The organism is Roseivirga echinicomitans (genome assembly GCF_001592935.1).
In the GTDB taxonomy this organism is placed as follows: Bacteria; Bacteroidota; Bacteroidia; order Cytophagales; family Cyclobacteriaceae; genus Roseivirga; species Roseivirga echinicomitans.
Genome location: NZ_LRDB01000052.1, coordinates 1 through 26,718, shown reverse-complemented (window position 1 = coordinate 26,718; position 26,718 = coordinate 1). Strand labels below are relative to the sequence as shown.

Below are 26,718 nucleotides of genomic sequence, written 5' to 3'. Positions count from 1 at the left end.
ATATCACTACTCATCTCTAAGCGTATCGGCTGGGTTTGCTTTAGACACCTTCATAGAAAATAACAAAGTCACCAACAGGTTCAGAACGAAAAACCCAACCAAGGCTAACACAAAAATTACAGGTTGAATAGAAACCCGATACTTAAATTCAGCCAACCAATCTTGCATAGCGTAAACTGTGATGGGCGTAGCAATTAAAAAAGCGACAATCACCAAAACGCCATTCTCTTTATTCAACAAAAGAATAAGCTGCCTCATAGAAGCGCCTAATACCTTTCTTACACTGACTTCCTTTTTTCGCTGCTCGGCAGAATAAGTAGCCATGGCCATTAAGCCCAATAAAGAAATGAAGATGGCCAAGCCAGAGAAAGTATTAAACAAAGCCACTTGATCGGCTTCTTCTTTATAGTATTTTTCTATCTCATCATCGACATAACTAAACTCAAAAGGCCTATTCAAAAGACTTTCGTATTTAGCTTTGATTTCTTTGAGTGTGGCCTCATGCCCTTCCGCCTCAAAGCGGATCAATAAGTTCTCATTCCACCAACTTTCTTTACCCAATATTACAGAAGGTAGAATTTCATCCTTTAAGGAAGAAGAATGAAAATCTTCAATGACAGCTACCACCTTCATTTTATAACCTGCGTATTGATACACGTATTTCCCTATTGCGCTTTCATCCTTCCAACCTAAACCATCGGCAACAAGCTTGCTGATCACAATTTTTGTAGAATCAAGTTGTTCCATCTTAAATCCTTCTTCTGATTCCAGTACTTTCAATCCCAATGTATTGATCACATCTCCATCTCCTAAAACAAAGGATACCTCAACATAAGGTGGACGTTCCTCCACATCACTATCGAAATAGCCTGCAAAAACGCTACTCCAAGTATGCTTGCCAAACATCCAATTGGTCACTGTGGCTTGTGAAACGCCCGACATACCAAGCACTTCATTCTTAAAGACTTGAGACTTCCCTTTCAAGTCTTCAAAAAGCGGAACGTACACCAGCAGTTCTTCATCAAACCCCATTTTCTGCTCTTTCAAAAACTTCATTTGAGAATGCATAATGAGGGTAACCAAAATCATAATGCCCGCCACTAAAAACTGAAAACCAACCAACACTCTTCTTAAGCCACCCTTGCCTGCGGTTCCGCTCATGTTGTTTTTCAATAGCACTAATGGCTTATATCGACTGATATAAAAAGAAGGATAAAGCCCTGTCAAAACACCTATAGCCAATCCCATCAATGGCACAAAGAGTAAAAATTCTAAGCTGAAGTATTTCAGCTCCATTGTTTTCCCTAGTAAACCATTCATTATTGGCAATAGGCGTTCCGTGAATGCAAAAGCCAAGACTAGAGCAATTGTTGTCACCACAACAGATTCTACCAATTGATACCAAACCAGTTGAGATTTTTGTGCACCAATGACTTTTCTAAGGCCAATTTCCTTGGCCCTTTTCAGAGAACTAGCCGTTACCATATTGACATAATTGATCACCGCCAAAAGGAGAATTACCAAACCAATACCAGAGAAAAGATACACAAAGCGAATGTCACTTTGATCTGTCAGGTTTGCATAAGTAAAATTAGCGTGAAGCCTTTGGTCGGTGATTGGCAATAGTCCAAACACATCATCCTTTACAAAAAGGCCATAGCTCGATTTCATCTTAAGCTCATTGATCATTTTTACCACCTCTGTCTTATCTTGATCTTCTGATATTTTAAGGTAGGTAAGTGCAGACCTCATACTACTCGGTCTTGGGGTATCCATTTCTGCTACCCCGCTTCGGATCAGCATATCGAACCTGAGTGAGCTATTATTTGGTGGAGTTTCACTGATTCCCGTGACCACCAACTCTCTTTCTTTATTTAGAGTAATCGTTTTTCCGATGGGGTTTTCCTCACCAAATAATTTTTCGGCAAGAGCGGTGGTAATTACTGCCTGATATGGCTGATCCAAAACCGATTGAGCAACACCCTCCACCAGCTTAAAATCCAGCATCTCAAAAAAGTTAGCATCCGAAAAAATCACCTTGTCGGAATAAATTCGTTCATCACCAACAGTTAAAAGGCTCTTTCCTCCCCCACTAATCATTCGCACTGCGGACTCCACTGCCGGAATATCGGTCAAGACAATCCCTGCTAAATCAGGTGCAATTGCCCCTTGTTTTACATCTCGTGTAGTATCAGTAGCGTAAACCCTGTACAGCTGCTCATGATCTGTATGGAACTTATCATAACTCAGTTCATCCCGAACATATAAGGTGATCAACAAAAAAGCAGTAAGGCCAATCGTGAGTCCCAACAAGTTGATGATACTGTAGAGTCGTTCCTTGCGGAGCTTTCTAAAAATGATGGTTAAGTAATTTGATAGCATAGCCCTTCAATTTAATAATTATTCCTCCCTTAGCGTATCCGCGGGATTGGCGTTAGACACCTGTAATGACTGTAAAAGCGTAACCATCCAGCTCAAGGCCAGAAAGCTTAAGAATGCTCCAATAAATAACAATGGGCTGATATCGATGCGGTATTTAAACTCTGCCAACCAACCCTGCATGGCGTAGTAGGCGATGGGCGAAGCAATGAGAAATGCCAAAATGACCAGAAGCGTATATTCCTTATTGAGCAAAAGCAACAGGTTTTGAACTGAAGCCCCAAGTACCTTTCTAATACTCACTTCTTTTCTGCGCTGCTCTAATGTATATATGGTTAATGCTATTAAGCCCAAAAGTGAAATGAAAACAGCCAACCCCGAAAAGATTTGGAAAAGCATAAACTGGCCTTGTTCTTTTTTGTAGAAAGCTTTGATTTTATCATCCAAGTAATAAAACTCAAAAGGTCGCTGTGCCATCTTTTCGTAAACATTACCCACATTTTCAATAACCTGCTTTGCATCATTAGCATCAACTTTTACAAGCAAGATTTTGCCCCCCCTTTCCGACAGAGGTGAGATATATAAAGGCTCAACTTCCTGTTTTAAAGAGTAAGTATGAAAATCTGCAATTGTCGCAACAACTTCTAATTCCTCATTGCCCCAGCTGTACACCTTCCTGCCAATAGCTTCACCTTCCCAACCAAATTTCTTTACAAACGACTCATTTACTATTATTTGATGCTTCGCCAAACTACTCACATCGAAACCTTCAGTCTTCTGTTGAAATTTTAGACCAATAGTTTCTGCATAATCTTTATCCGCGTTGACTAAGTTAAGTTCATAATTATTGGCCTGTCCGCCTTTAATATTGGGGGCGTCAAACAAGGCCGTTCTTGTTCCTTGACCAACAGACCAACCTGTTGCTGTTACAGACTCAACACCGCCTACACGTTCTACCTCATTTTTAAGTATCTGGTAATTCTTTCGCATTTCATCATATAGTGGTATTTCGACCACAAAATCTGGGTTAAAGCCTAAGTCTTTTGTTTTTAAAAAATCCATTTGACTAAACATAACAATCAATACTACCATTAAAATTGCGGAAGAAATGAACTGAAACAGCACCAAGAATTTTCTTAAATAACCTTTGCTTCCGATTGCTGCCGTGCTCTTATTAAGGAGCGTCAAAGGTTTAAATTTGGAAACATAGAATGCAGGGTATAAACCAGCAATTAGTCCCAAAACGATACCTGCTAAAAACACCCAAATAAAGAATTCGGAGCTACCGTATTGCAAGGTGATTGATTTATCGAGCACAGAATTGTAGAAAGGCAATAAGCGTTCGGCAAGAGCAAAAGCAAATATAAAAGCGATAAGCGTAAGTACGATAGATTCGGAAAGTTGAGAAAACACCAATTGTGCTTTATTTGCGCCTACCACTTTTCTCAATCCAATTTCTTTTACCCTGCGCATGGATTGAGCGGTAACTAAATTGATATAATTGATTAATGCAAGTAGTAAAACCACCAAGCCTATGCCCGAGAATAACGTAACATATCTAATGTCATTTTTATCAAAGTAATCGAACTCGAAAGGCGCGTTTAGGCGTAAATCGAGTAAAGGCAATAATTCATATTTGTTCCCTTCCAGAAACCCACGGTACATAGGTTTATCATTGGCAGCCTCTATTTTTTCATCGATTCCTGACGGGGATTGCCCAGGTGTAAGAGAAATATAGGTAAGGGCGTCACTTGCCATCCCCTTTTTCTCATTTTTAAAAAAGCCATCTTCATAAACCACCATTTCAAATTGGATGTAGCTGTTTTTTGGTACAGCCTGAGACACACCTGAGACAATGACTGACTTGTCTCGGTTAAGCTTTACAGATTTACCAATCGGGTCTGTATCTCCAAAAAGTTTTTCGCTTAAAGATTTAGAGATTACTGCTGATCCACCTTGGCTAAATACTCCTTGAGCTGTTCCTTCTTCCAACTCGAAGCTAAAGAAGTCAAAGAAATTAGCATCCGCATATAAAACCTTCTCAACATTTACAGTGGTTTCATCAGCCTCTACCAAAGAGTAAAGGCTTTGAATTGAAATTCTAGAATAAGCATCAATTTGCGGAATATCCTCTTTAAAATACTCGACATAGTCGCTGATGATCGAAGGAGAATAACCTCCCCTCTCTTCATTATGGCTGATCACCCGATAGATATTCTCCTTGTTCTCGTGGAAATTATCGAAACTGAGTTCATCGCGCACATAAAGCGCAATGAGTAAAAATGCGGTAAGACCAACGGTGAGCCCAGCAATATTCACAAAGGAATAGAGCTTCTCTTTCCGTAGTTTTCTGACAATAAGTTTAAGGTTGTTTTTGAACATAGCTTTAAGGTTTATTCGTTGCGTAAAGTGTCTACTGGGTTAAGGCGGCCTGCTTTGAGGGATTGGAGCAACACAGTGGTTACAGCAATTGTAATTGCCAGAATGCCAGTAAAGAGCACCACCTGATATCCAATACCGATTCTAGCTGAAAAATTATTCAACCATGCATCCAAGAAGTAAATGGTTAAAGGCATGGAGATGACAAACGCGATAAAAATGAGCTTCATAAAGTCGCCACTAAACAGCTTTACAATGTCAGTTATCGATGCCCCCAGCACTTTCCTTATCCCAAACTCCTTAATGCGCTGATCTACTGTGAAAGCGGCCAACCCAAAGAGACCAATGCAAGAAACCAACACTGCGAAAATTGAAAAGGCGAAAACCGTATTAAAAGAAGCCTCTTCGGTCTTCACAAGGCGTTCATAATTATCATTGAGCATATAGTAATCGAGAGGTTTTCCAGCCATTCCCGCCCAAAGAGTTTCTATCTGATCCATAACAGCAGCTTTGTCGGTTACCTTAATCAATATTGGATCAATAATCCCCGGTTCTCGTTTCTGTTCAATAACGAGTGGCTCAATCTCCCCATGTAAATCCGTGTAAACAAAATCCTTTACTACACCTATAATTACATAGTGCTGTAGTCTTTTACCTATGGGGTCGTCCTTTATTAAAAGTGCGTTAACAGCCGCTTCATTTACCAATATAGGCTTGGGGCTGCCTGTATCTATTGCTTTACTTTCTCCTACACTCTCATCATAGTTCCTTTGGGTAATTTGGTAAGGTGATTCTTCAAAATTTTCACCCTGCAACAAAGTCAAGTCCATGGCTTCGAGCAATGATTTATCTGCCGAAATATTATAATGATAAAATGGTCGATCATTGTCATCTTTCAACTCTATTGGAGCATCCCATTTAGTCAAACCGCTTGGTACAAGAGAAATAAATGAGACTTGCTCAATTCCAGAAATTCGTTCCAACTCATTTTTAAAAGCTGCCTTTTCATTTCTTAGAGAAAATGAATTTGGGATTACAATCACATTATCAGAATGATAACCTATATCTCTTGTCCTTAAAAAATCTATTTGCATGAACATAGTGATCACAGCCCCGATTAAGCCAATTGAAAACACGAACTGAACTACAGTAGCAAACTTGCGCAGCAAGGCGGCATTAAACACACTAAAACTGTATTTCGAGCTACCACTTCTGAGTATAGTAATGATCTTCCCACTGGACAAGTAAATCGCTGGGTAAAGCCCAGAAAGCAAGGTTATACCAACAACTAAAAGAACAATGGCGCGCATAGTTTGCCCAGAATGTAAGACGGAAAACTCCACAAAATCACCAAAAAGTGTGGGTTTAATTTTAACCATCAATTCTGTAATTGCCAGGGCTAAAACAGAAGCTAAACCAATCGTAAGGAAAGCCTCTATCATGAACTGACCTACAAGCAAAAATCGAGAAGAGCCCATGATTCTCTTAATCGCCACTTCTTTCATTCTATTAGAAGCTCTTGCTGTACTGATGTTTATAAAATTAATTACTGATATAAGCAGGGCTGCAATACCTACAATTAGCAAAGTATTGGTTTGGTTAAGGTTGGCCTTGGGCATTAAGCCAGTTTCTGTTTCAGATTCGTACCTAAGTGATGCTAACGACTCTGCAAAATACCCTAAATATGCCTCATTACTCCTCCAGTCGCTGAATGACATGCTTCCGTCAGGGATAAATAGTGGATAAATATATTTTTCATTCAATCGATCCAATTGGCCATTGACTTGATCAACTGTTACATTGGGTTGCACTTTTACATAAACATAAGAACTGATGGTACCCCACCCTCCCCTACTTGGGTTAGTACGCCTTACCTGCGAAACCAAAAGATCAAAATTCAATTGAGTTTTATACTTTGGACTTTTACTAACCCCTTTTATTATACACTCCCTATTTTTGCCAACTCTAATTGTCTTTCCGACTAAATCTGTTGTACCAAAAATATTATTGGCCATTTGTTCGCTAATAACAACCGAGTTGGGCTCATTGAGTACAGTTTGTCGATCGCCAACAATCAAGTCAAAGTCAAAGACTTTAAAGAACAGTGAATCAGCACTAATTACCGTTTGCTTTGTATATGTTTCGTCCTCAAAATGGACCTCTTGGTTACTGCTATGAGTGAACACCGTAGTATATTTCACTTCGGGCATTTCAGAGGTCATAATGGGCACATTTACAGAGGTTATTGCTCTGGGTCCCATATTGTAAAAGCTTGTTCCAATTTGATAAATCCTTTCATGACCTGTGAAGTCGTGCTCATAAGTAGACTCTTGGTAAATGAAAAGGGAAGTCAAAAAGAAAATGGATAAACCGAAGGTCAAACCAATAACATTGAGATAGTTCATCAGTGCTGACTTCCTGAAACTCTTAATGGCAAATTTGAAGGTCTGTTTGAACATAGCTTTAAGGTTTATTCGTTTCGAAGGGTGTCTACTGGGTTAAGGCGGCCGGCTTTAAGAGATTGGAAAAGGATGGTGGAAAAAACGATGAACAGTGTTATTAGCCCAGTGAACAAAAACACTTCAGTAGAAAGTGAAATACGATTAGCAAAACCATCGAGCCAATTCTGCAGGGCATAAATGGAAACTGGAATGGCGATAACAAAAGCAATTGCAATAAGTTTGGCAAAATCCTTAGAGAACAATTGGACAATATCGATTACCGATGCACCCAAAACCTTACGGATACCGAATTCGTGGAAACGTTGATCAACCGTGAATACAGCTAAGCCAAATAAACCAAGGCATGACACGATCACAGCCAAAACTGAAAAGAAAAGCATATAGGAAAAACCTTGATTTTCTTCACTCATCAATTCAGCATAGTTAGATTCAAGCGCCTCCCATTCTAAGCGTACATCACTGTAACCTACCCAAGTCAATTTTTCCCAGACACTTTCAACAAACGCTTTTGCTGAATTCTGATCTTTCGATCTAATTGTAAGATAGCTGTATAAATTAGGCTGTGACTCTACGATAATAATTGGGTCAACCGCTCTTCTTATATCATTAAAAAAGAAATCTTCTATTACTCCAACAACTTTATACTTACCACTTATCAATTCTCCAATAGGGTCTTCAAACCCAAATACTCTTGCAGCCATCTCATTAATAAGCACAGGCCTAATTAAGGATCGTTTTTTGGCTGTTGAGTCTGAATTTAACACGGTAGAAGTACCTATTTCTGCACCCGAAAACATTGTGCCTTTGCTCAACCTAAACTTCATCAATTTTAAATACTCAATGTTAGCGTCCATTATAACAGCATGGTGTTCGTTGCCATTTGCGTCTTTCAATGGCATAGGGATTTGCTTTACATCATCCATTGGTAACCTACTAGAGAATCCAAACTCTTCAATTAATGGGCTTTTCGACAATTCATTTTGGAAAGCGCTAATTGTGCTACTTCCATCTCTTGGATTGGATAAATAGAAAATACCATTTGTCGTTAAAATCCCTTCATCATCATAACCTAGGTCTCTATTCCTTAAAAAATCAATTTGCAGGAACATAACGATAACCGCTACGATTAAGCTAATTGAGCCTACAAACTGAACTACCGTAGCTACTTTTCTAAATCCTGTGGCATTAAAAATACTCAGCTCTGTTTTAGGTGATCCCTTTCTCATAAGAACGAAGGACTTATTACTGGATAAATAAAGCGCTGGATATATGGCTGAAAGAAGTGTGAGCCCCACAATAAAGAAAGCAGCGCCCATCAACCATTCACTAAAATGAAGGACAGAAAACTCCACAAATGAACCTCCAAAGTCGGCACTCAATTTGATCACCAATTCTACTACACCTAAGGCCAGTATGGCCGAAAGCAAAACAACGATAAAGGCCTCAATTAAAAACTGACTAATCAATAGCCCACGATTAGCTCCCAAAATACGTTTCACACCAACCTCCTTAAATCTCACAGTAGCCTTCGCTGTTGATAGGTTAATGAAATTAATGACCGAGATTAGTAAAGCGGCAATGCCAACAATAATCATCGTAGCCAATCTACTCTGATCAAGTTTTGGCATTAGATTAAGCATGGCCTTAGATTCAGTCCTTAATTCATCCAAAGACTCAATCATTAAGCCTCGATAAGCCGGGTCTTTCTTCCAATTTTCAATGCTTAGATTTCCAGCTTCATCACCCTTCGTATGTGGATAAATATATTTTAGAACGATTTCATCCATACTTTGCTCGAAACTGTCTCTGTCAGTAGCTTGATTGATTCTTGCGTAAATGTGTTTCGTAGCACCTCCCCAAGCTTTCGTTTCGTAAACATCAACTTTAGCGTTATGCATAATTGCATCAACATTTAATTGAGTTTTATAGCTTGGCTTTTCAATTATTCCATTTATCAAATAAGTATCCCCAGCATACGTCACTACTTCTCCCAACACATCGGTCGACCCGAAAAGCTGTATTGCAAATTCATTTGTAATTACGGCAGTACTGGGTTTACTTAACACCGAAGAAGCATCTCCCACTATTACTTTAAAATCGAAAACCTTTAGAAAGTGAGCATCTGTCCTGATAGCATCAGCCATCAAGCTTTTATTATCATCAGTGGCCAGATCAGCCTTACCTTTTGTAAAAGCCGTAATAGCTTCAACCTCCGGTATTTCATCCTGAACTAAGGCAAGGTTTGGAGTACTTATTGCTATCCCATCTATCATTCCTTGCATTTCAGAGCTTATTTGAAAAATATCCTCCTTATTACTGAAGTCACTTTCATAGCTTTTCTCTTGATAAACATATAGTGAAACTAAAAAGAAGACCGACAGCCCAATGGTAAGGCCAGTTAAATTGAGCAGATGAATTAGAGGCGTTTTTCTAAAACTCCTTATGGCAAATTTGAAGGTCTGTTTGATCATAGCTTTAAGGTTTATTCGTTGCGAAGGGCTTCTACTGGGTTCTCATTCGTTACTTTTAAAGAGGGGAAAAGGGTGACCAACCAGCTGAGAAGCAAGAAACCAAGAAAGGCTCCCACAAAAAGCAAAGGGCTAATATTTACGCTGTATTTGAATTCGGCCAACCAATCTTGCATGGCATAATAAGCCATAGGGGTTGCGATCAGAAAGGCGATAATAATCAAAATCGTATATTCCCTATTGAGCATAAAAATCAGCCGCTGAATGGTAGCCCCGAGCACTTTTCTAATACTCACTTCCTTTCTGCGCTGTTCTACCATGTAGATAGTAAGCGCCACCAAACCCAATAGCGAAATAAACATGGCAAGAAAGGAGAAAGCTTGAAACAGCTTAAACTGACCGTTTTCTACTTTGTAGTAAGAAGCGATTTTATCATCTACATAATAATACTCAAATGGGCGATCAACAATTCCCTCGTATATAATTGCTAAATTCTCTAAAGTTCTTTTTCCTTCAGCAGCATCAAGTTTGAGCAATAGGTTATTGTAATATTCCGAATCTCCATTTTCTATAATCAAAGGCGCCTTTTCCTCCTTCATAGAGTAGCTATGAAAATCTTCTATAACAGCCACAACCTCTTTGTAATTACCTTCATAATCAAATACCCTTTGCCCGACAGAATTCTCTGGCCACCCAAAAACCTTCACCAAGGATTGATTCACGATCACTTGATTATCCGTTAAAGCCCCTCCCTTATAGTCGTCAGAAGTATAGTGCATTTTGAGTGACATGGTTTTCATGAAGTCCTCGTCCGCCTCAACAGCATCCAACCAAACATCTACAATAGTCGACTCTTCCCCTTTCACGTAGGCTTTATTGACTCTTCCAGTTGAGGTATTGTCACCAAACTTCCAATTGTTAGCAGTGATTAATGTTACTCCAGATTGTTTGAGCAGTTCAGATTTTAACTTAACCCAAGTATTCAAGCTATCACTGTATAAAGGGATTGAAACCAAATTATCCTTATCAAAACCCAGCTTCTGCGTTTTCAGATAACTCATTTGATTGGTCATGATAAAGAGAATAACAATCAAAGTTGCTGAAACAGTAAACTGAAAGAGTACCAGCGCTTTTCTAAACAGCCCTTTGCTCCCTAATGATGTGGCTGATTTTTGCATGAGGCTTAAAGGGCTCACCTTAGTAATATAAAAAGCAGGATAAAGACCCGATAAAAGGCCTAAAAGCAAACCAAACACCAAAGTCCAGATGACAAAGTCGGAGCTTAGATAATTGAGTGTCACCTGTTTGTTTAAAGCAGAATTAAAAATGGGAATTATCCTTTCCGCAATGGCAAATGAGCAAACAAAAGAAATAAAAGCGATTACGGTGGACTCCAACAAATGGTAACGCACCAATTGCCCCCTTGTGGCGCCAATCACTTTCCTTAACCCTATTTCTTTAAAGTTTTTAATGGATTGAGCAGTAACAAGGTTGATATAATTAATTACAGCCAGCAGCAAAATGACCAGACCAATTCCTGTAAAAAGAAAGACCACTTTAGCATCGTTAGTTTCAAGCGAATCTCTTTCGAAGTTCGAATACAGTCGAATATCCCTTAAACTCCCTAACTCATAATAAATATCTCCCTTTACCCTGAAGTAATTAGGTTTTTGTCTGATTCCGTTATTTATTTTGGATTCAAGGTTTGCCAGGTCGGTAGACTCAGGCACCATCAAAAAAGTAGTAGCAGCCGTTAAATAGCCTTTACTGAATGTATTCTCAAACGTTTTATCATCCCCCCTTGCCACCAATTCGAATTGGATAGAGCTGTTTTTAGGCACATCGGCACAAACACCCAACACCTGATACTTATCGGTTTTATTGAATGTGAGCTCTTCTCCAACCACATCAATTCTCCCGAATAATTTCATCGCGAAACTTTCCGTTAACACTACACTTTTGGGGCTTGCAAGGGCCAGTTCCGGTTTACCATTCAGGATATTAAAGTCGAAAAAAGAGAAAAAATTGGCATCGCTATAAATCAATCCACCCGTATAAAAGGCTGATTCTTCAGTGGCTATTAGGTTGTTTAGGCCTTCGGTTTTTATTCGGACAAAAGACTCCACCTCAGGAGCATCTTGTTGGATGTATTCTGCAAAATCAGGAGGGGAATAAGTGTTTCTCTTTGAAGAAACTTCATTATAATTCGTTAATCGATAGATCTCATTGGCGCGAGAATGAAATTTATCGAAACTCAGTTCATCTCTTACGTACAGGCCTATCAGCAAAAAAGCAGCAAGGCCTATGGTCAACCCTAAAATATTGACGAAGGAATAAACCTTTTCTTTGCGGAGTTTTCGGATCACTAATTTCAAATGGTTTCTAAACATAGCTTTAAGGTTTATTCGTTGCGTAAAGTGTCTACGGGGTTAAGTCTTCCGGCTTTAAGGGATTGAAAAAGAATGGTGGTGGCCACTATAAAAAGTATAATAATGGCCGTAATGATAAAAATGCCTACCGAAAGGTGAATGCGGTCAGCAAAGCCATCGAGCCAGTTTTGCATGGTATAAATGGAAATAGGAATGGCAAGCAAAAAGGCAACGGCTACTAGTTTAATAAAACTAAGCCCGAAAAGCCTCATTATATCGCTCACCGAAGCGCCTAAAACTTTTCGAATGCCAAACTCTTGAATTCGTTGGTCTACGGTGAAAACGGCTAAGCCTAGCAGGCCCAAACTGGAGATAATTATTGCAAAAACAGAAAACACAAATACTGACTTAAAACCTCGAGTTTCTATCTCTAAATTTTTAGCATACTGTGAGCCCAAGGCAAACCACCCCATGTCCATATCCGTAAATTCAGACCATACTTCTTTTATGGCCTCTGTTTCGTTTTTGGACGAATTAAGCCTCACTACTATTTGCGCATTTCGAGGAATTACACTCATTCTTCTAAAAATGGCGGGTTCAATGGCATTTCTTAAGTCGCTAAAAGAGAAGTCGTTTACAACTCCCACCACTTCATATCTCTCATTGATGACACGACCTACGGGGTCTTTAAGCCCTAATAACCGAGCAGCGGTTTCATTGATCACGGCTGGAGAATAGCCAGCGAACTCCTCATTATTATTGGTATCTCCTGCCTTTTCTTTCTTCTCTGCTTCTTCCTTCTCCTCTACCAATTGCATAGCACGGCCGCCCTTAAAATCATTTCCCTCTACAATTTTCATATTGGTGGCAGCGAAAAAATCTTCATCTACATAATATGGTGACAGACGAACCTCAATACTATCTTCCCCCATTACAGGGATTGCAGATGAACCTGGGGTATGATTATCCGAAAATCGGTAGGTATAACCTGCCGCTGCCACATTAGGCAGACGGAGAAGCTCATTCTTAAAAGCCTTCTTAGATTCTTTTAAGAAATAGGAATTAATCACCATCGCTCCATCGGTTGCATAACCACGATCCCGACTTCGGATGTGATCTATTTGCAAAAACATGGTAATTACCGCTGTAATTAGTCCGATAGAGCAAACGAACTGAAGTACGGTAACTGTCTTTCTTAAAAAAACAGCATTCAAAACACTGAAGCTGTTTTTTGAAGTCCCTTTTTTAAGAATGGAAACTATATTTCCACTAGAAAGATAAAGCGCAGGGTAAATGCCAGAAATAAGCGTGAGGATCAGGATGGAGAGGAATAAGCTACCCACCCATTCGGTAGAATGAAGTGATGAATACTCAACAGACATTCCTAAAAAGTCGGGTTTCAACTTCACAAGCACTTCCACCAAGCTTAAAGCCAATACAGAAGAGAACAAAATCAGCAAAAAGGATTCAAGTAAAAACTGTGTGACCAAAAGGCTTCTTGACGAACCTAAAATTCTTTTCACCCCTACTTCCTTCATTCGAGCAGAAGCCTTTGCCGTAGATAGATTGATAAAATTGAAAATAGAAATCAACAATGCGACCAGCCCAACAATACCCAAAGTCTTCAGTTGATCATTATTAACTTTAGGCATCATGTTGGACAAAGTTTGGGACTCTCTTCTCAATTCATTAATGGACTCCACAAAAAAACTAGTGTAATATCCTTCAGCTTTCCATTCTTCCACACTAATTGTTTTGGCATCTCCACCATAAAATGTTGGATAAACATATGTAAGACTTAATTCATCTAGCTTCCTGTTCAGGTCTTTAACACTTACATTATTATTGGCAACTATATAAGTGTAATCACTGGCACTCTGCCATTTCTCTTGGTTAATTGGCCCCCGTAGTTCAGAAACAACCAGATCAAAATCCATTTGGCTTTTAAAATGTGGGGTTTTACTAATTCCTTTGATGACCCCAACTTTATCTCCGTACAAACTCACCACTTCCCCAAGTATATCAGTAGTATGGAAAAGTCTGAGTGCCGTTCTTTCATTCATCACGATGGCATTGGGCTCTTTCAACACTGTGCTTATATCACCCTGTAAAAGCTCGAAGTCAAACACCTTAAAAAAACTAGAGTCAACCGTTAATTGCCTTAAGCCTGTGTACTCAATACCCTCTACTGAAATTTTAGCAGTGGGTGCATTGGAAAATGTAGTGAATAGTTCTATCTCAGGAATTTCATCCAGCACATAAGGGAGGTTTTCAGAAGCATAGCCTAACTTTCTCCCATAGAAATCAGCGCTTACTTGGTACATTCTATCCCTGTACTCAAAATCCTTTTCGTAGCTATTTTCTTGGTAGACATACAGGGATACCAGATAAAAGACCGTCAGACCAAGCGCCAAACCCAGCACATTAATAAAAGTCATGAAAGGCGACTTCCTGAAACTCTTAATGGCAAATTTGAAGGTTTGTTTGATCATAGCTTTAAGGTTTATTCGTTGCGCAAAGTGTCTACTGGGTTAAGTCGGCCAGCTTTGAGGGACTGGAAAAGGATGGTAGAAAAGGCGATCATTAAAGCCAAAATACCGGCAAGGATAAACACACCTGCGGATAATGAAATTCGGTCGGCAAAGCTTTGCAGCCATGCATTAACACCCCAAATGGCCAAAGGAATAGAAATCAAAAAGGCAATGCCTATCAGCCTCAAAAAGTCAAACGAGAAGGTACTGACAATATCGGAAACGGAAGCCCCTAACACTTTTCGGATGCCGAATTCATGGAGTCTCTGGTCGGCAGTAAAGGCGGCCAAGCCAAACAAACCGATGCAAGAAATGAGAACAGCTAAAATGGTAAAAGCCAGCACTGAATTGGCCGATTGCGTTTCCTTCTGAAACTGGGCATCAAAATTTTGCTCCAGCATTTTTGACTCTAAAGGAACTGCAGTAAACTGACTCCAAATATTGGCAATGGCTTCGGTCGGTACTTTATTGACATCCAACTGAATGGCCAACTGTCCTCCAGCTGTTGCTGAATAATTGAATAGCGCTGGGCCAATTTCGTTGCGAAGAGAACCATAATGGAAATCCTCTACCACACCCACAATTCGGTAGTAATTACCAATTTTTTCTCCCACAGGATGTTCCAAACCTAGTAGTTGAGCGGCAGCATTATTGATAAGCACTAGAGAATCTGATGTAACAAGTTCGTCCCTAAACCACTCTCCTTCCTTCATCTTTAAACCCAAGGTATTTTTGTAATCCTCATCTACCGTAAATGCAGCAAAGACTACCGTATTATTGGCATCGAGCATTATAGAATGCACATCATCGAAATTACCTCCTGGTACTCGTTTGCTAAATGAAGCTGATTTTACGCCTGGTATTTTCAGCAGTTCATTTTTGAAAGCTTGCTTGCCGTCTTTCAAGTCTTGGGCGTTACTGATCACTAAAACTTGGTTTTCGGCAAAGCCTAAATCCTTATTTTTCAAATGTACTAACTGACTGTAAATGAAAAGTGTGGCGATAATCATTCCTGAAGAAAGGGTGAATTGTGTAATCACAAGCCCGTTTCTGAGCAGTTTCGCCACATTTAGGTTCAGTACTTTAGAAAGACGCATGCCTTTGAGTAAAGGCACCACTTTTACCGAAGAAAGGTAAAATGCGGGATACAAACCTGCGACCAAGCCCACCAACAAAACACCCAGTCCCATGTAGGCAAGTAAGGTGGCGTTTGAGAAAAGCGAAAGGCCAATCACAGAACCGAAATAGGCATTAATGCCGTAAATCATAACTTCAGAAAGCCCAGCCCCAATCAAGGCCGAGAGAAGCGTAATCAATAAAGATTCGGCCAAGAACTGTAAAACCAACCCTTCTCGCTTCGAACCTAAAACTTTGCGTACTCCAATTTCTTTGGTTCTGGAAGAAGAACGCGCGGTAGTCAAATTCATAAAATTGATAATGGCAATCGTCAAGATAAATACCGCGATAATTGATAAGGTGGTAAGCATCTGCGGGTCACCACCAGCCGACATTTCGAAAGACAAATTGGAATGGAGGTAGATATCCGCAATGGGTTTTGCCATAAACTGAATGCGGTTTTCGTTTACAATCCAATCTTCAAAACTCATGTCGGGAGAAGGCTTGAAAACCACTGGAAATACATGGGCTTTGGCCAGTTCGTTCAGTTTGGTATTTAAAGTTGCCATGGAAACATTAGGCGCCAAACGCACATAAGTATAGCCTGCGATGCCGTACCAACCACTTTCGGCTGAAAAGACTTCTTCCTTTTCAGGATACACCAATAAATCAAAATCGAGGTGCGATTTAACCAAAGGCGTAGATGCAACAGCACTAATGATCAATTCATCCTTTCCTTTCAATTTGAGTGACTCGCCAATCACATTCTTTCTCCCAAAAATCGTTTCGGCCAAAGCTTCTGAAATCACCACAGTGCCAGGCCCATTCAAAGGACTGGCTTGATTACCCATTGAGAGTTTGTAATCAAACAGTTCAAAGAAATCATTCTTTGCCCGAAGGGTTCGGTTTACTTTAATTCCTCTTCCATCCAACAAAACCGTCTCCCCTACATTCAAATGCACTCGGGTGGCCGCTTCTATTTCAGGAATCTCATTCAGCTTAAATTGTAGATTGGGGCTGGTGACGGCCACCTGCCCCATGCTTAAAAAGTGCTCCTCCAATCGATAAATCCGTTCACTATCTTCAAAACCCTTTTCAAAAGTATTCTCCTGAAAAACATACAGGGAAATGACCAAAAAGGAGGCGATGCCCAAACTAAGTCCGGCAATGTTCAGAAAAGACATCATGCCTTTTCGTTTTATATTTCTGGTCGCTATTTTGAAAAAGTGTGTAATCATAGCTATTCTGATTTAAGTGTTTCTATTGGGTTTTTGGTAGCCGATAGATATGACTGACGATAAACAGTTATAACAACCGCAACACAAATAAAGAGAGCGCCCATTAGAAAATTGACAGGAGAAATTGAAGTACGGTAGGCAAAATCGCTTAACCACTCCCTAGTAGCCCAGAATGAAAGGGGAAAGGCCAAAACTAAGGCGACAAAGGCCAGTTTCATAAAAGTATTGACCAACAGCTTTATAATATCTAAAATGCTGGCACCTAACACTCTTCTTATTCCAAACTCTTTCGATCGTTGATCTGCAGCAAATAATACCAGTCCATACATACCCAAGCATGAAATAAAGATAGCCAGTGCAGTGAAAAGTGTAAAAGCCTTCCCTATTTCTTGCTCGTTCTTCAAAAAGCTCTCATAATTCTGCTCCAGAAAATGATATTGAATAGGAAGATCAGAAAACTTACTCCAAATCGATGCAACAGCCTCAATATTAGCCTGATCCAAAGGCATCTTTATTAGTAAGAAACCGCCTTCATCATAGTTTTGGATCATCACCGGCCCAATCTTTTCCCTTAAAGGTCTATAATGGAAGTCTTTTACAATCCCTATAACAGTTTTACCGTTGAACGTTTTGCCTAATGCATCACTATTACCCAACAGTTTAGCCGCAGTTTCATTAATAACCATACCTGGCTTACGTTCAGAGAAAAACTCTCCCGACTCCAGTTCTAGCCCCAAAACAGAGAGCTGTTTAGCATCTCCCAAAAACTCATCAAAGTACACCTCTTCTTCACCAACTTCCATGGACTTACTCATCATTTCCAAGGTTTCTCCTGGGATTCTAAACATAGAAGAATAGTCCTCGACAAATGAAAGAGTTGCCAATTCATCTTTTAGGAGGCGACTATTTTGTCTCAAGAAACCTGCATTTTCGACCACAAGAATATTTTCGGGATCAAAACCTAGCTCTATTTGTTTCATAAAACTCAATTGTTGAAAGACGAGAATAGAAAAAATAATCAAGCCACTGGACAACGTAAACTGAACAATGACCAAGGTATTTCTTAGCCAATTTGCTGTTGGCATTTGATTCCCTTTTTGTTTTTGACCTTTTAATAGAGAGGTTACCCTAAACGAGGAAAGGTACAAAGCGGGGTAAATACCAGAAATAAAACCTACTATCAAAACCACAGAAATTATAGGAAATAACTGTAGTGAAGAACCGACCAACGAAATGGTGATAAAATCAGGAAACATCCCTTTAATCAAAGCCAAAGACAATTCTGCCAGACCTAAAGCTAACAGACCAGAAAATGCGGTAATCAAGAGGGTCTCGAAAAGCAACTGTATAATCAGTATCCTTCTTGTAGCACCCATTACCTTTTTAACCCCAATCTCTTTGGACCGATCTGAGGCTTTTGCTGTAGATAGGTTTATGAAGTTCACGCAAGAGATAAACAGTATGAAAATAGCAACTAGAAAAAATGTTAGTACCGTTTTTTTGTCACCCCTACCAGGGAAATCAAAACCCAATGTAGATTCAAGATGGATTTCGGAAATGGGTTGAGCATAATTTCGAATGACTCTTCCACTATCCTTCCATTCCTCAAAAGTATAGCCATTCCTTATAGGAAGGGCCTTTAAAACTCCTGGGAAAATATGATCCTTCATTATATAATCCAGCCGCTTGTCCAGCTGTTCGGCTTTTACATTTTGCACCAAAACAGCATAAGTATATACCGAGATACTAGCCCATAGCACTGGGTTGGTTTTTTTGAAGTCCTTTACCCATAAAGCGTTAAAATTCAAATGCGTTTTGGATGAAGTTGGCTTCAGTACCCCCGTCACAAAGACGTCTTCACTATCTATATTCACCATCTCCCCCACAACATCTGCACGACCAAATAGCTTAATGGCTTCATTTTCAGTCAGGATCAACGAACCTGGGTTTTGGAAAGATAAATCAGGACTTCCATATAGCAGTTCATAATCAAATACCTTTAGAAAATAAGGATCGGTTTGCAAATAATCCTTCATTTGAAACACCTTGCCCTTAGCGTTTAACCCACTTTTCGGGAATACCTTCGATACATATGTAGCTACTTCTATTTCAGGCTGCTCATTTAGGACCGTACTTAAGTTGGGTGAAGAAGTGGCAAGCAGAGAAGCATTTAGAAACTTGGTATACACTCGATAAGTACGATCCGCTTTAGAAAAACCTCTCTCAAAAGTAGATTCTTGAAATACGTATAAACCAATGATTAAAAATGAGGCCAAACCAACACTCAAACCCACAATATTGAGCACAGAGAAAAAGCCTTTTCTTTGAATATTTCGAATTGCGAGTTTAAGGTGGTGGCGTATCATATGTTTATTCGTCTCTAAGCGAATTAACTGGGTTGGCGGTAGCGGCTCGCATAGAGCGGTAGCCTGTGGTACCTAAGGCAATCAGCAATGACGCACCAATACTGATCAAGAAAATAATTGGCCCAATGGCAATGCGGTATTCATACTGCCCAAGCCAACTGTTCATTCCCCAATAGGCCAAAGGAGCGGCCAACAAAAATGATAGCCCAACAAGGACGATGAACTCCATTGAAAAACGACTCATTAGGCTAGCTACCGTAGCGCCTAAAACCTTACGAATTCCAATTTCTTTGGCTTTTTGATTCGCCATAAACGACACCAATCCATAAAGGCCCAAGCAACCGATGAAAATGGCAATGAAGGCAAACACCGTCAGCATTTGCGACATCTTTCTTTCTGCTTCATAGAAATCCGCAATCTGCTTGTCTAAGAAAGTATAGTCGAACTCATATTCCTCATGGATGTCGTGCCATATGGTTTCCAGTTCAGTAATCACATTGGCAGAACTTTGCCCATTTACGCGCAAACCCAAGGTCCTAAACTCTTCTGGCAAGGTGAACATTGCAACTGGGTCGATGGCTTGAGATAAAGTAGTGACATGGTAATCCTCCACCACGCCCACAATTGGAGCGGTCATGCCCCATAACTTCATGCGTTTCCCTATTACTTCATTGGGATCGGTAATGCCCAGTTTTTTCAGGAAGGTTTCGTTGACCACAAACTGGTTTACGGTATCACTTTTCATCAACCAATCACCAGCCACCAGCCTCAAACCATAAGTTTTCTGATATTGGTCATCAGCCATCTTTATATGAGTATTGAGTTCATTTACAGCACTATCTACTCCATAATAAAAGGCATTGGTAACGGATTGAGAGCCCGAAAAAGGAGGCTTGTAATTGAAGGAATAAGAGATAACACCCGGAATATTCTGGACTTTCGAGTCCCATAGATCACGTGTGTTTTTATCGCTTTCGGCCAAATTAATATTCAGAATATATTCCTGATCATAGCCCATATCTACCGAACTGAAATAGTTCATTTGCTGTACTGCCACCACGGTTCCGAAAATCAGGATCTGACAAATTAAGAATTGTGTAAAGACCAGTGATCTTCTGAAGAACAAATTGCCCTTCCCTTTGGTCATACTTCCTTTAAGTGCGTAAATAGGTTTCGCACTAGATAGTACAATAGCAGGATACAAACCAGCCAAAACGGATACAGCGACAAGAATAACAAGTAAATAGCCTAGAAGGGCTAAGTCGGCAATCGGATTAAAGGGCACCTCAATTCCAATAAAGTCATTGATCACCATAGGTAAAAGCCTTTCGGTAACAGCCATGGAAATCAGCAAGGCAATAAGGGTTATGGCAAAGGTTTCTCCCATAAACCTCAATACCAATTGTTTTCTTGTACTACCAAGCACTTTACGCATTCCCACCTCTTTGGATCGCTTAACGGCCATGGCAGTAGACATATTAATAAAGTTGAAGCAGGCGGTTACAATGAGTAGTACCCCAATAATGATATAGGCGTAAAGAATAGTTTTTGGCGCTACACGGCCACTGAAAGTACCGAAACGCTCATCAAAATGATATTCAGTAAAAGGGGCTAACAAAAATGATCGTGCCTCACGGGTATCTTTGTCCCAATGCTTTTCAATAAAATCAGGAAACTGGGCGTCTACCTTGACTGGATCTACATTATTCTCTAAAAGCACAAAGGCTACGTTGTCACTTGAAATGCTCCCCCAATCATTAAACTCCTTAGGCGCTTTGGTCTTTTTCGTCTCCATGGAAATAAATATTCCAAAGGGAAAATCTGAATTTCTAGGGGCATCTTCCATTACCGCTACCACTTTCAAGTCCGTTTCCTTGTTCAGTGTTATGGTCTGACCCACAGCCGATTGATTGGGGAAATACTTATCGGCCAGCGTTTTATTCAAGGCTACAATGTTGGGTTGGTCAAAAACCGACTCCACACTACCTTCAAGCAATTTCCAATCAAAAATATTGAAGAAGGAAGGCTCGATATAGACCAATTCGGGCTCTTCTTCATAATATTTAATTTCGCCACCATTATTCACAGAAATAAGACCGTAACGCTCGTGCGAAATCAGTGTAACTTCCTTTACTCCCACAATTTCGTCCTTGATCGAGGGAGGCATGACCAAAGGCACTCCTCCCTGAGGATACTCTCTACCGTCTTCCACATCAATATGCCCAACCCGGTATATCGAGTTGAGATTTTCATGATAGTGGTTAAAACTGCGTTCTTGTTTTACAATCAAGAACATGACTAAGCTGCATGTAATCCCCAGCGTTAAACCGCTGATATTAATGAGCGTGAAAGTTTTGTTTCGAACAAAATTTCTAACTAGGATTTTAAGATAATTTTTGACCATTGTTCCTTGAGTTATTAGTTATTAGTTAAAGAGAGCACACTGAGTTTTCTTTCCGATAATTCGGGACTGATCAACCCTTTTCTCCTTTCTTCCCACTTCGGGCTTCCCACTCCTTTCATTCATTCCTTAAAATATCTACTGGGTTGGAAAGCGCTGCTTTTATTGATTCATATCCTATTGTGAGTATTACCACCAAAAGGGCCAAGCCAAAGCCAGACAAAAACACCAAAGGAGAAATCGAAACGCGCAAATTAAAGTCTTGCAGCCAGCCCGACATAAAGTAATATGACACTGGCACAGCGATAAACATGGCCACCAAAATGAGGAGCACATAATTGCTGATCAACCGGACAACAATGCCCGAAACGCTCGCCCCAAGTACCTTTCGGATACCTATTTCTTTGTATTTCTGAGCAATAGTATAAGCGCTTAAGCCGAAGGTGCCTAAAGCTGCAATCAATATAGCAAGCCAAGAAAAGTAGTTGAAAATCTGGCCAAAGCGCTCTTCCTTTTCATAGTTAGCAGCCAATCGATCTTCTAAGTAAGACACTTCAAAAGGCGTCTCTCCAAATTCTTCATTCCAGGTTTTAGTGATCTTAGCTATGGTTTCTTCCTGACTCTGATCGGCCAACTTAATATTTACATTATAGACTTGGTTACTCGAAAACATTACGTTCATGGGTGCTCCAGTTTTTAAATAGACATTGATGTCTTGATACACCCCGATAATTCTTCGGCTGGTCAATTCATATTTATCATTAAACACCTCCACCGACTTGCCCAATGGGTTTTCCCAAGCAAGCTTTTTTGCTATAGCCTGACTTATCAAAATGGAATTATTAAAATCATCTGAATTACCTTCTTCAAAATCTCTTCCTTGCAATATTTTTATGCCCAGTGCTTTTCCAAAATCTAGTGTAGTCCAACTGTAAGAAACCAACATTTCTTCCTTCTCAGTATCCATATTCCAATTCAGTGGCATTTGTGAAGCGCTCTGTCCATAGGGCAATGGAGAGGACACCACTTTCTCAACTCCGCCTACCCCTTCTAACAACGATTTGAAAACAGGGAAATCTATGCTCCTTGGTTTAGCAGTGATAAGCACGCCTTCCGGGTTAATTCCTAAATCACCAGACTTAAATAGCTTCACTTGATTTTTGATAATAAGGGTACCAAAAACCAAAACAAGGGTAATGGCAAACTGAAAGACCACTAAGGACTTGCGGAGTGTTCCTTTTCCTTGACTTTGTCCTCCTCTAAAAATCTTCAGTGCGTTGAATCTGCTCACAAAAACCGAAGGATATAGTCCAGCCAAAAGCGTAATTAGAGGCACCAAGCCTAGAATAAAAGCAAGGTTGAAGGGGTTATTGAAGTAATCTAAAGTCAGATGCTTTCCTGAAAGCTGATTGACCAATGGCAGACAAATTTCCGCCAAACCTGCGGCTATAGCCACGGATATAAGCGTCAGCACAAAGGTTTCGATCAGAAATTGCTTTTGGATGTGCCCGTTATTAGCACCAGCCACTTTTCGTACCCCTATTTCTTTCAGTCTAGAAAATGATTTTGCAGTGGCTGAATTAATATAATTGATACAGGCAATGCTCAGAAGAAGAAGCCCCACTATAGCGAAAATATTGATAAACTGCTTGTCTCCAGAAACACCAGAAGCCGTAAAAGATCGCTCACTTTCCAAATACAGATCTCCAAAATCTTCAATCAAAAAGTTAATTTGATCCACCCCTGGGTAACCGCTCTCTTTGGCTATTTCCTTGAGCCGAACAGAAAGTTCTTCCGTGTTAATTGGCGTTGAAAAAAGACCATAAAACAAACCTTTTGGTTGCCAAGGGCTACCAGCAGTTGCTTTAGGAAAGGTTTTAATAAAGTTGAACTGAAAACGGGAGTTATCAGGAATATCCTCCAATACGCCTGAAATAACATAGGATTGATCATTATTAGCAAATTTCAAAGATTGACCCAATGGGTTTTTTCCTTCGAAGTATTTGTTCATAATGTGTTTTGAAATGACCAAATTATTGTCGGCAATCAGTGCATCATTTTCATTTCCATACAACAATGGGAAGTCGAAGATTTGGAAGAGTTCAGGGTCGGCTGTGTAGAGTTCATCTTCAAAAACCAGTTCATCCTTATACTTTAAAATTGCCCTCGTCCCGAAATCAATTCGTGCTGCCTTTTCTAGCCCTGGGATTTTACTTTTCATTTGATCGATCACTGGATCAGCCATCCCAAAAACAAAGCCTCTTTCATGTACCGAAATACCACGGTAGATGCGATCTACTTTGGTATGAAATTTATCATAAGTGATTTCATCACGCACAAACAGCGTGATCAATACAAAGGCTGCCACACCAACGGACAGACCAATAACATTCACTAAAGTGAAAACCGGGTTCTTCTTTAGCGATCTTAATGTGGTAATGAAGTAACTTTTTAGCATATCATTCTAGTTATTGGTATTTGGGCTCCAGCTTCGATGAGAACTTAAGCTTCCAAAACACTCGATTTTATTCTTTTCTGTTTCCCTATCAACTACCTTCCTCCTCTTATTCATTCCTTAAAATATCTACAGGGTTAATCAATGATGCCTTTACCGACTGATAACCCACCGTGATGAGTACAATCAGCAATGAAGCACCAATGCCTATCGCGAAAATGGCTGAGCTTATTTCAATATGATTGACGAAATCGTTCATCCATAAATTCATCAAATAATAGGCTGTTGGTATCGCTATTAAAGAGGCCAGTACAACCAGCCCTAAATAGCTTCGTAAAAAGCTTAGGATTAAGGCAAAAACTGAGGCGCCTAAAACCTTTCTTATTCCAATTTCTTTGTATCTCTGAATGATGGTAAAAGCGCTTAGGCTGAAAAGCCCTAAACCCGCTATAAGCATGGCTACCCAAGTGAACACCTGAATTACAGTTCCGAATTTCTTCTCCTTCTCATAGTTGGCTTCAATCTCATCTGCCATCACGGAATAGACAAAAGGACTGCTAGGAGACAGCTCGTCCCAGGCTTCAGAAAGCAATGGAATGGTTTCCGCTTTAACCCCTTCACTGAGCTTAATATTGATGGAGGAAAGTCTTTTATCTGCTTGCATAATTACCGCAGGAGTAGATTCCTGTTTTAGGTTGAATGCAAGGTTTTTCGAGACTCCAATAATGGTATAGTCAACCATTTTATAATTTGGAGAGAGCAGTTTAATCTTTTGACCAAGCGGCTCTTCAAAACCTAACAAGCCCACCATCGCTTGGTTAATAATGACCGAACCGTTTTCATCCTCTACACTTCCGCTAATGAAATCACGGCCTCTTATAAGTTGTATATCCAGTACGCCCAGCGCATTCTCAGCCACTTCTTGATATGGCACACCATCAATTTTTTGCTCATTTTCAACTATCCATTGCAAAGGCATTTTAACCGTTCCATTGAATGGAAATGGAGAAGAAGTTACTGCCTCAACCCCTGGGATTTTTTCAAAGGCAGATTTCATTACATCATAAGTGGTTCCTCGCGCTTTATAAGTCGTCATAATTGAAGAGGGATCCATTCCTATATCTCCTTTCACAAAGAAATCCACCTGTTTCTTTATCACTTGTGTTCCGAAAAGTAAAACCAGTGTAATAGTCAGCTGAAAAGCCACCAAGTACTTTCTGAACAACCCTTTACCTCCAACAGCTTCCCCTTTCATTAACCGTAGGGTTTTAAAGCGACTAGTGAAGATTGCGGGGTATACACCTGCCAATAATGTGATTCCGGGAATCAGTAAAATCAAAAAGGTGAGTGTGAAGCCATCAGAGAAATAGTTGAGCTTCAAATTTTTCCCAGAAAGGGAATTCAGCGTTGGTAAAAAGTATTCAGCCAAAGCAGCCGCTAGAAAAACCGCCACAACCACCAAAATAGCCGTTTCAATCAGAAACTGGAATCGAATTTGAGTTTTAGTCGCTCCAATCACTTTACGAATCCCCACTTGTTTTAAAGAGGAAAGTGATTTTGCTGTTGAAGAGTTGATGTAATTTATGACAGCGAGTAAAATCAGCAATAAGCCAACCGCAGAGAAGATAAAAATAAATTCCTTATTCCCTTTTACGCCAGAAGCGGTTTGAGAAAATTCGCTCTCAAGATGTAAATCACCAAAATTTTCAACTTTAAATTTTAAGTTGGACCTGTTGTTAAAGCCGTTCTGAGCAGTCAAGTCCATCAACTTATTTTCTAGGCCCGCTTCATCCACCGGTTCTTTCAACAAAGCATATAATTCACCTTGTCCACCAAACCGGTAGCCTCCGTTACTGGCATTACGAATGGGTACAATCATATTGAATTGGAATCTCGAGTTCTGAGGAATATCGTTTAAGACCCCCGTTACAATACCAATTCTGTCATTGTCGGCCATCTCGAACTTCCTGCCAATCACATTCTCTTCTCCAAAATATTTAAGTGCCATATAACGCGAAAGAACCACGCTGTTTTCGGCTTCCAAGGCATTTAACTCATTTCCGTACTTTAATGAGAAATCGAAAATCTTGAAAAAATCTGGATCGGCCCCATAAGTTTCTTTTTCAAAAACCTTTGCGCCTTCATAGTCCATTAAAGTTTCGCCCAATACCTGCACCCTTGTCATGGCCTCTACCTCTGGCATTGACAGTCTTACAATTTCAATTAACTCGGTAGGAAAAGGTTGGGGATTTCCGTCCTTGTTGATCATCATCGCACGATATATTCTGTCGTGGTTTTTATGGAAACGATCAAAGGTCAATTCATCACGAACAAACACTGTAATCAAGATAAATGCGGCTACTCCCACCGACAAACCAATAATGTTTACCACAGTAAAAACTGGGTGTTTTCTAAGCGATCTTAGAGTAGCGATGAAGTAACTTTTTAGCATAGCGTTTTAGTTATCAGTTATCAGTTATCAGTTATCAGTTATCAGTTATCAGTTCGAACTAGTTTATGAGGAAGAAGTTCTTTACAGATTATGATTTAAAGG

11 protein-coding genes are annotated in these 26,718 nt (G+C 39.9%); all 11 read right to left on the bottom strand.

Annotated elements, in window-relative coordinates; all coding sequences use genetic code 11:
* Positions 1–6: 6 nt before the first annotated feature.
* The 11 genes from AWN68_RS18340 to AWN68_RS18290 all read right to left on the bottom strand — a co-directional run bounded on the left by AWN68_RS18340 (position 7) and on the right by AWN68_RS18290 (position 26,616).
* The gene (locus AWN68_RS18340) at positions 7–2,382 is read right to left on the bottom strand and encodes an ABC transporter permease (protein ID WP_068419170.1); all 2,376 of its coding nucleotides are present in this window, start codon (positions 2,380–2,382) and stop codon (positions 7–9) included.
* Between the two features lie 18 nt (positions 2,383–2,400).
* Positions 2,401–4,761, bottom strand: coding sequence for an ABC transporter permease (locus AWN68_RS18335; RefSeq protein WP_068419168.1), 2,361 nt, complete (start codon positions 4,759–4,761; stop codon positions 2,401–2,403).
* A gap of 11 nt (positions 4,762–4,772) precedes the next feature.
* Positions 4,773–7,217 carry an ABC transporter permease gene (locus AWN68_RS18330; protein WP_068419167.1) on the bottom strand — a complete coding sequence of 815 codons (2,445 nt, stop codon included), beginning with the start codon at positions 7,215–7,217 and terminating at the stop codon, positions 4,773–4,775.
* A gap of 11 nt (positions 7,218–7,228) precedes the next feature.
* Complete coding sequence (locus AWN68_RS18325) at positions 7,229–9,691, bottom strand: ABC transporter permease (protein WP_068419165.1); 2,463 nt, start codon at positions 9,689–9,691, stop codon at positions 7,229–7,231.
* Positions 9,692–9,702: 11 nt separating this feature from the next.
* Entirely contained in the window at positions 9,703–12,078 is a 2,376-nt protein-coding gene (locus tag AWN68_RS18320; RefSeq protein WP_068419163.1) for an ABC transporter permease, read from the bottom strand.
* Positions 12,079–12,089: 11 nt separating this feature from the next.
* Positions 12,090–14,549 carry an ABC transporter permease gene (locus tag AWN68_RS18315; protein ID WP_068419160.1) on the bottom strand — a complete coding sequence of 820 codons (2,460 nt, stop codon included), beginning with the start codon at positions 14,547–14,549 and terminating at the stop codon, positions 12,090–12,092.
* An 11-nt stretch (positions 14,550–14,560) separates the two neighbouring features.
* Positions 14,561–16,942, bottom strand: a complete 2,382-nt coding sequence (locus AWN68_RS18310; RefSeq protein ID WP_068419157.1) for an ABC transporter permease — start codon at positions 16,940–16,942, stop codon at positions 14,561–14,563.
* A 2-nt stretch (positions 16,943–16,944) separates the two neighbouring features.
* Positions 16,945–19,308 (bottom strand): ABC transporter permease, encoded by a 2,364-nt coding sequence (locus tag AWN68_RS18305; protein WP_068419156.1) that lies wholly within the window; start codon positions 19,306–19,308, stop codon positions 16,945–16,947.
* Positions 19,309–19,312: 4 nt separating this feature from the next.
* Positions 19,313–21,712 (bottom strand): ABC transporter permease, encoded by a 2,400-nt coding sequence (locus tag AWN68_RS18300; RefSeq protein ID WP_068419155.1) that lies wholly within the window; start codon positions 21,710–21,712, stop codon positions 19,313–19,315.
* A gap of 115 nt (positions 21,713–21,827) precedes the next feature.
* On the bottom strand, positions 21,828–24,167 hold the full coding sequence (locus tag AWN68_RS18295) for an ABC transporter permease (RefSeq protein ID WP_068419154.1): 2,340 nt from the start codon (positions 24,165–24,167) through the stop codon (positions 21,828–21,830).
* 106 nt (positions 24,168–24,273) lie between these two features.
* Positions 24,274–26,616 (bottom strand): ABC transporter permease, encoded by a 2,343-nt coding sequence (locus tag AWN68_RS18290; RefSeq protein WP_084362935.1) that lies wholly within the window; start codon positions 26,614–26,616, stop codon positions 24,274–24,276.
* Between the last annotated feature and the right edge of the window lie 102 nt (positions 26,617–26,718).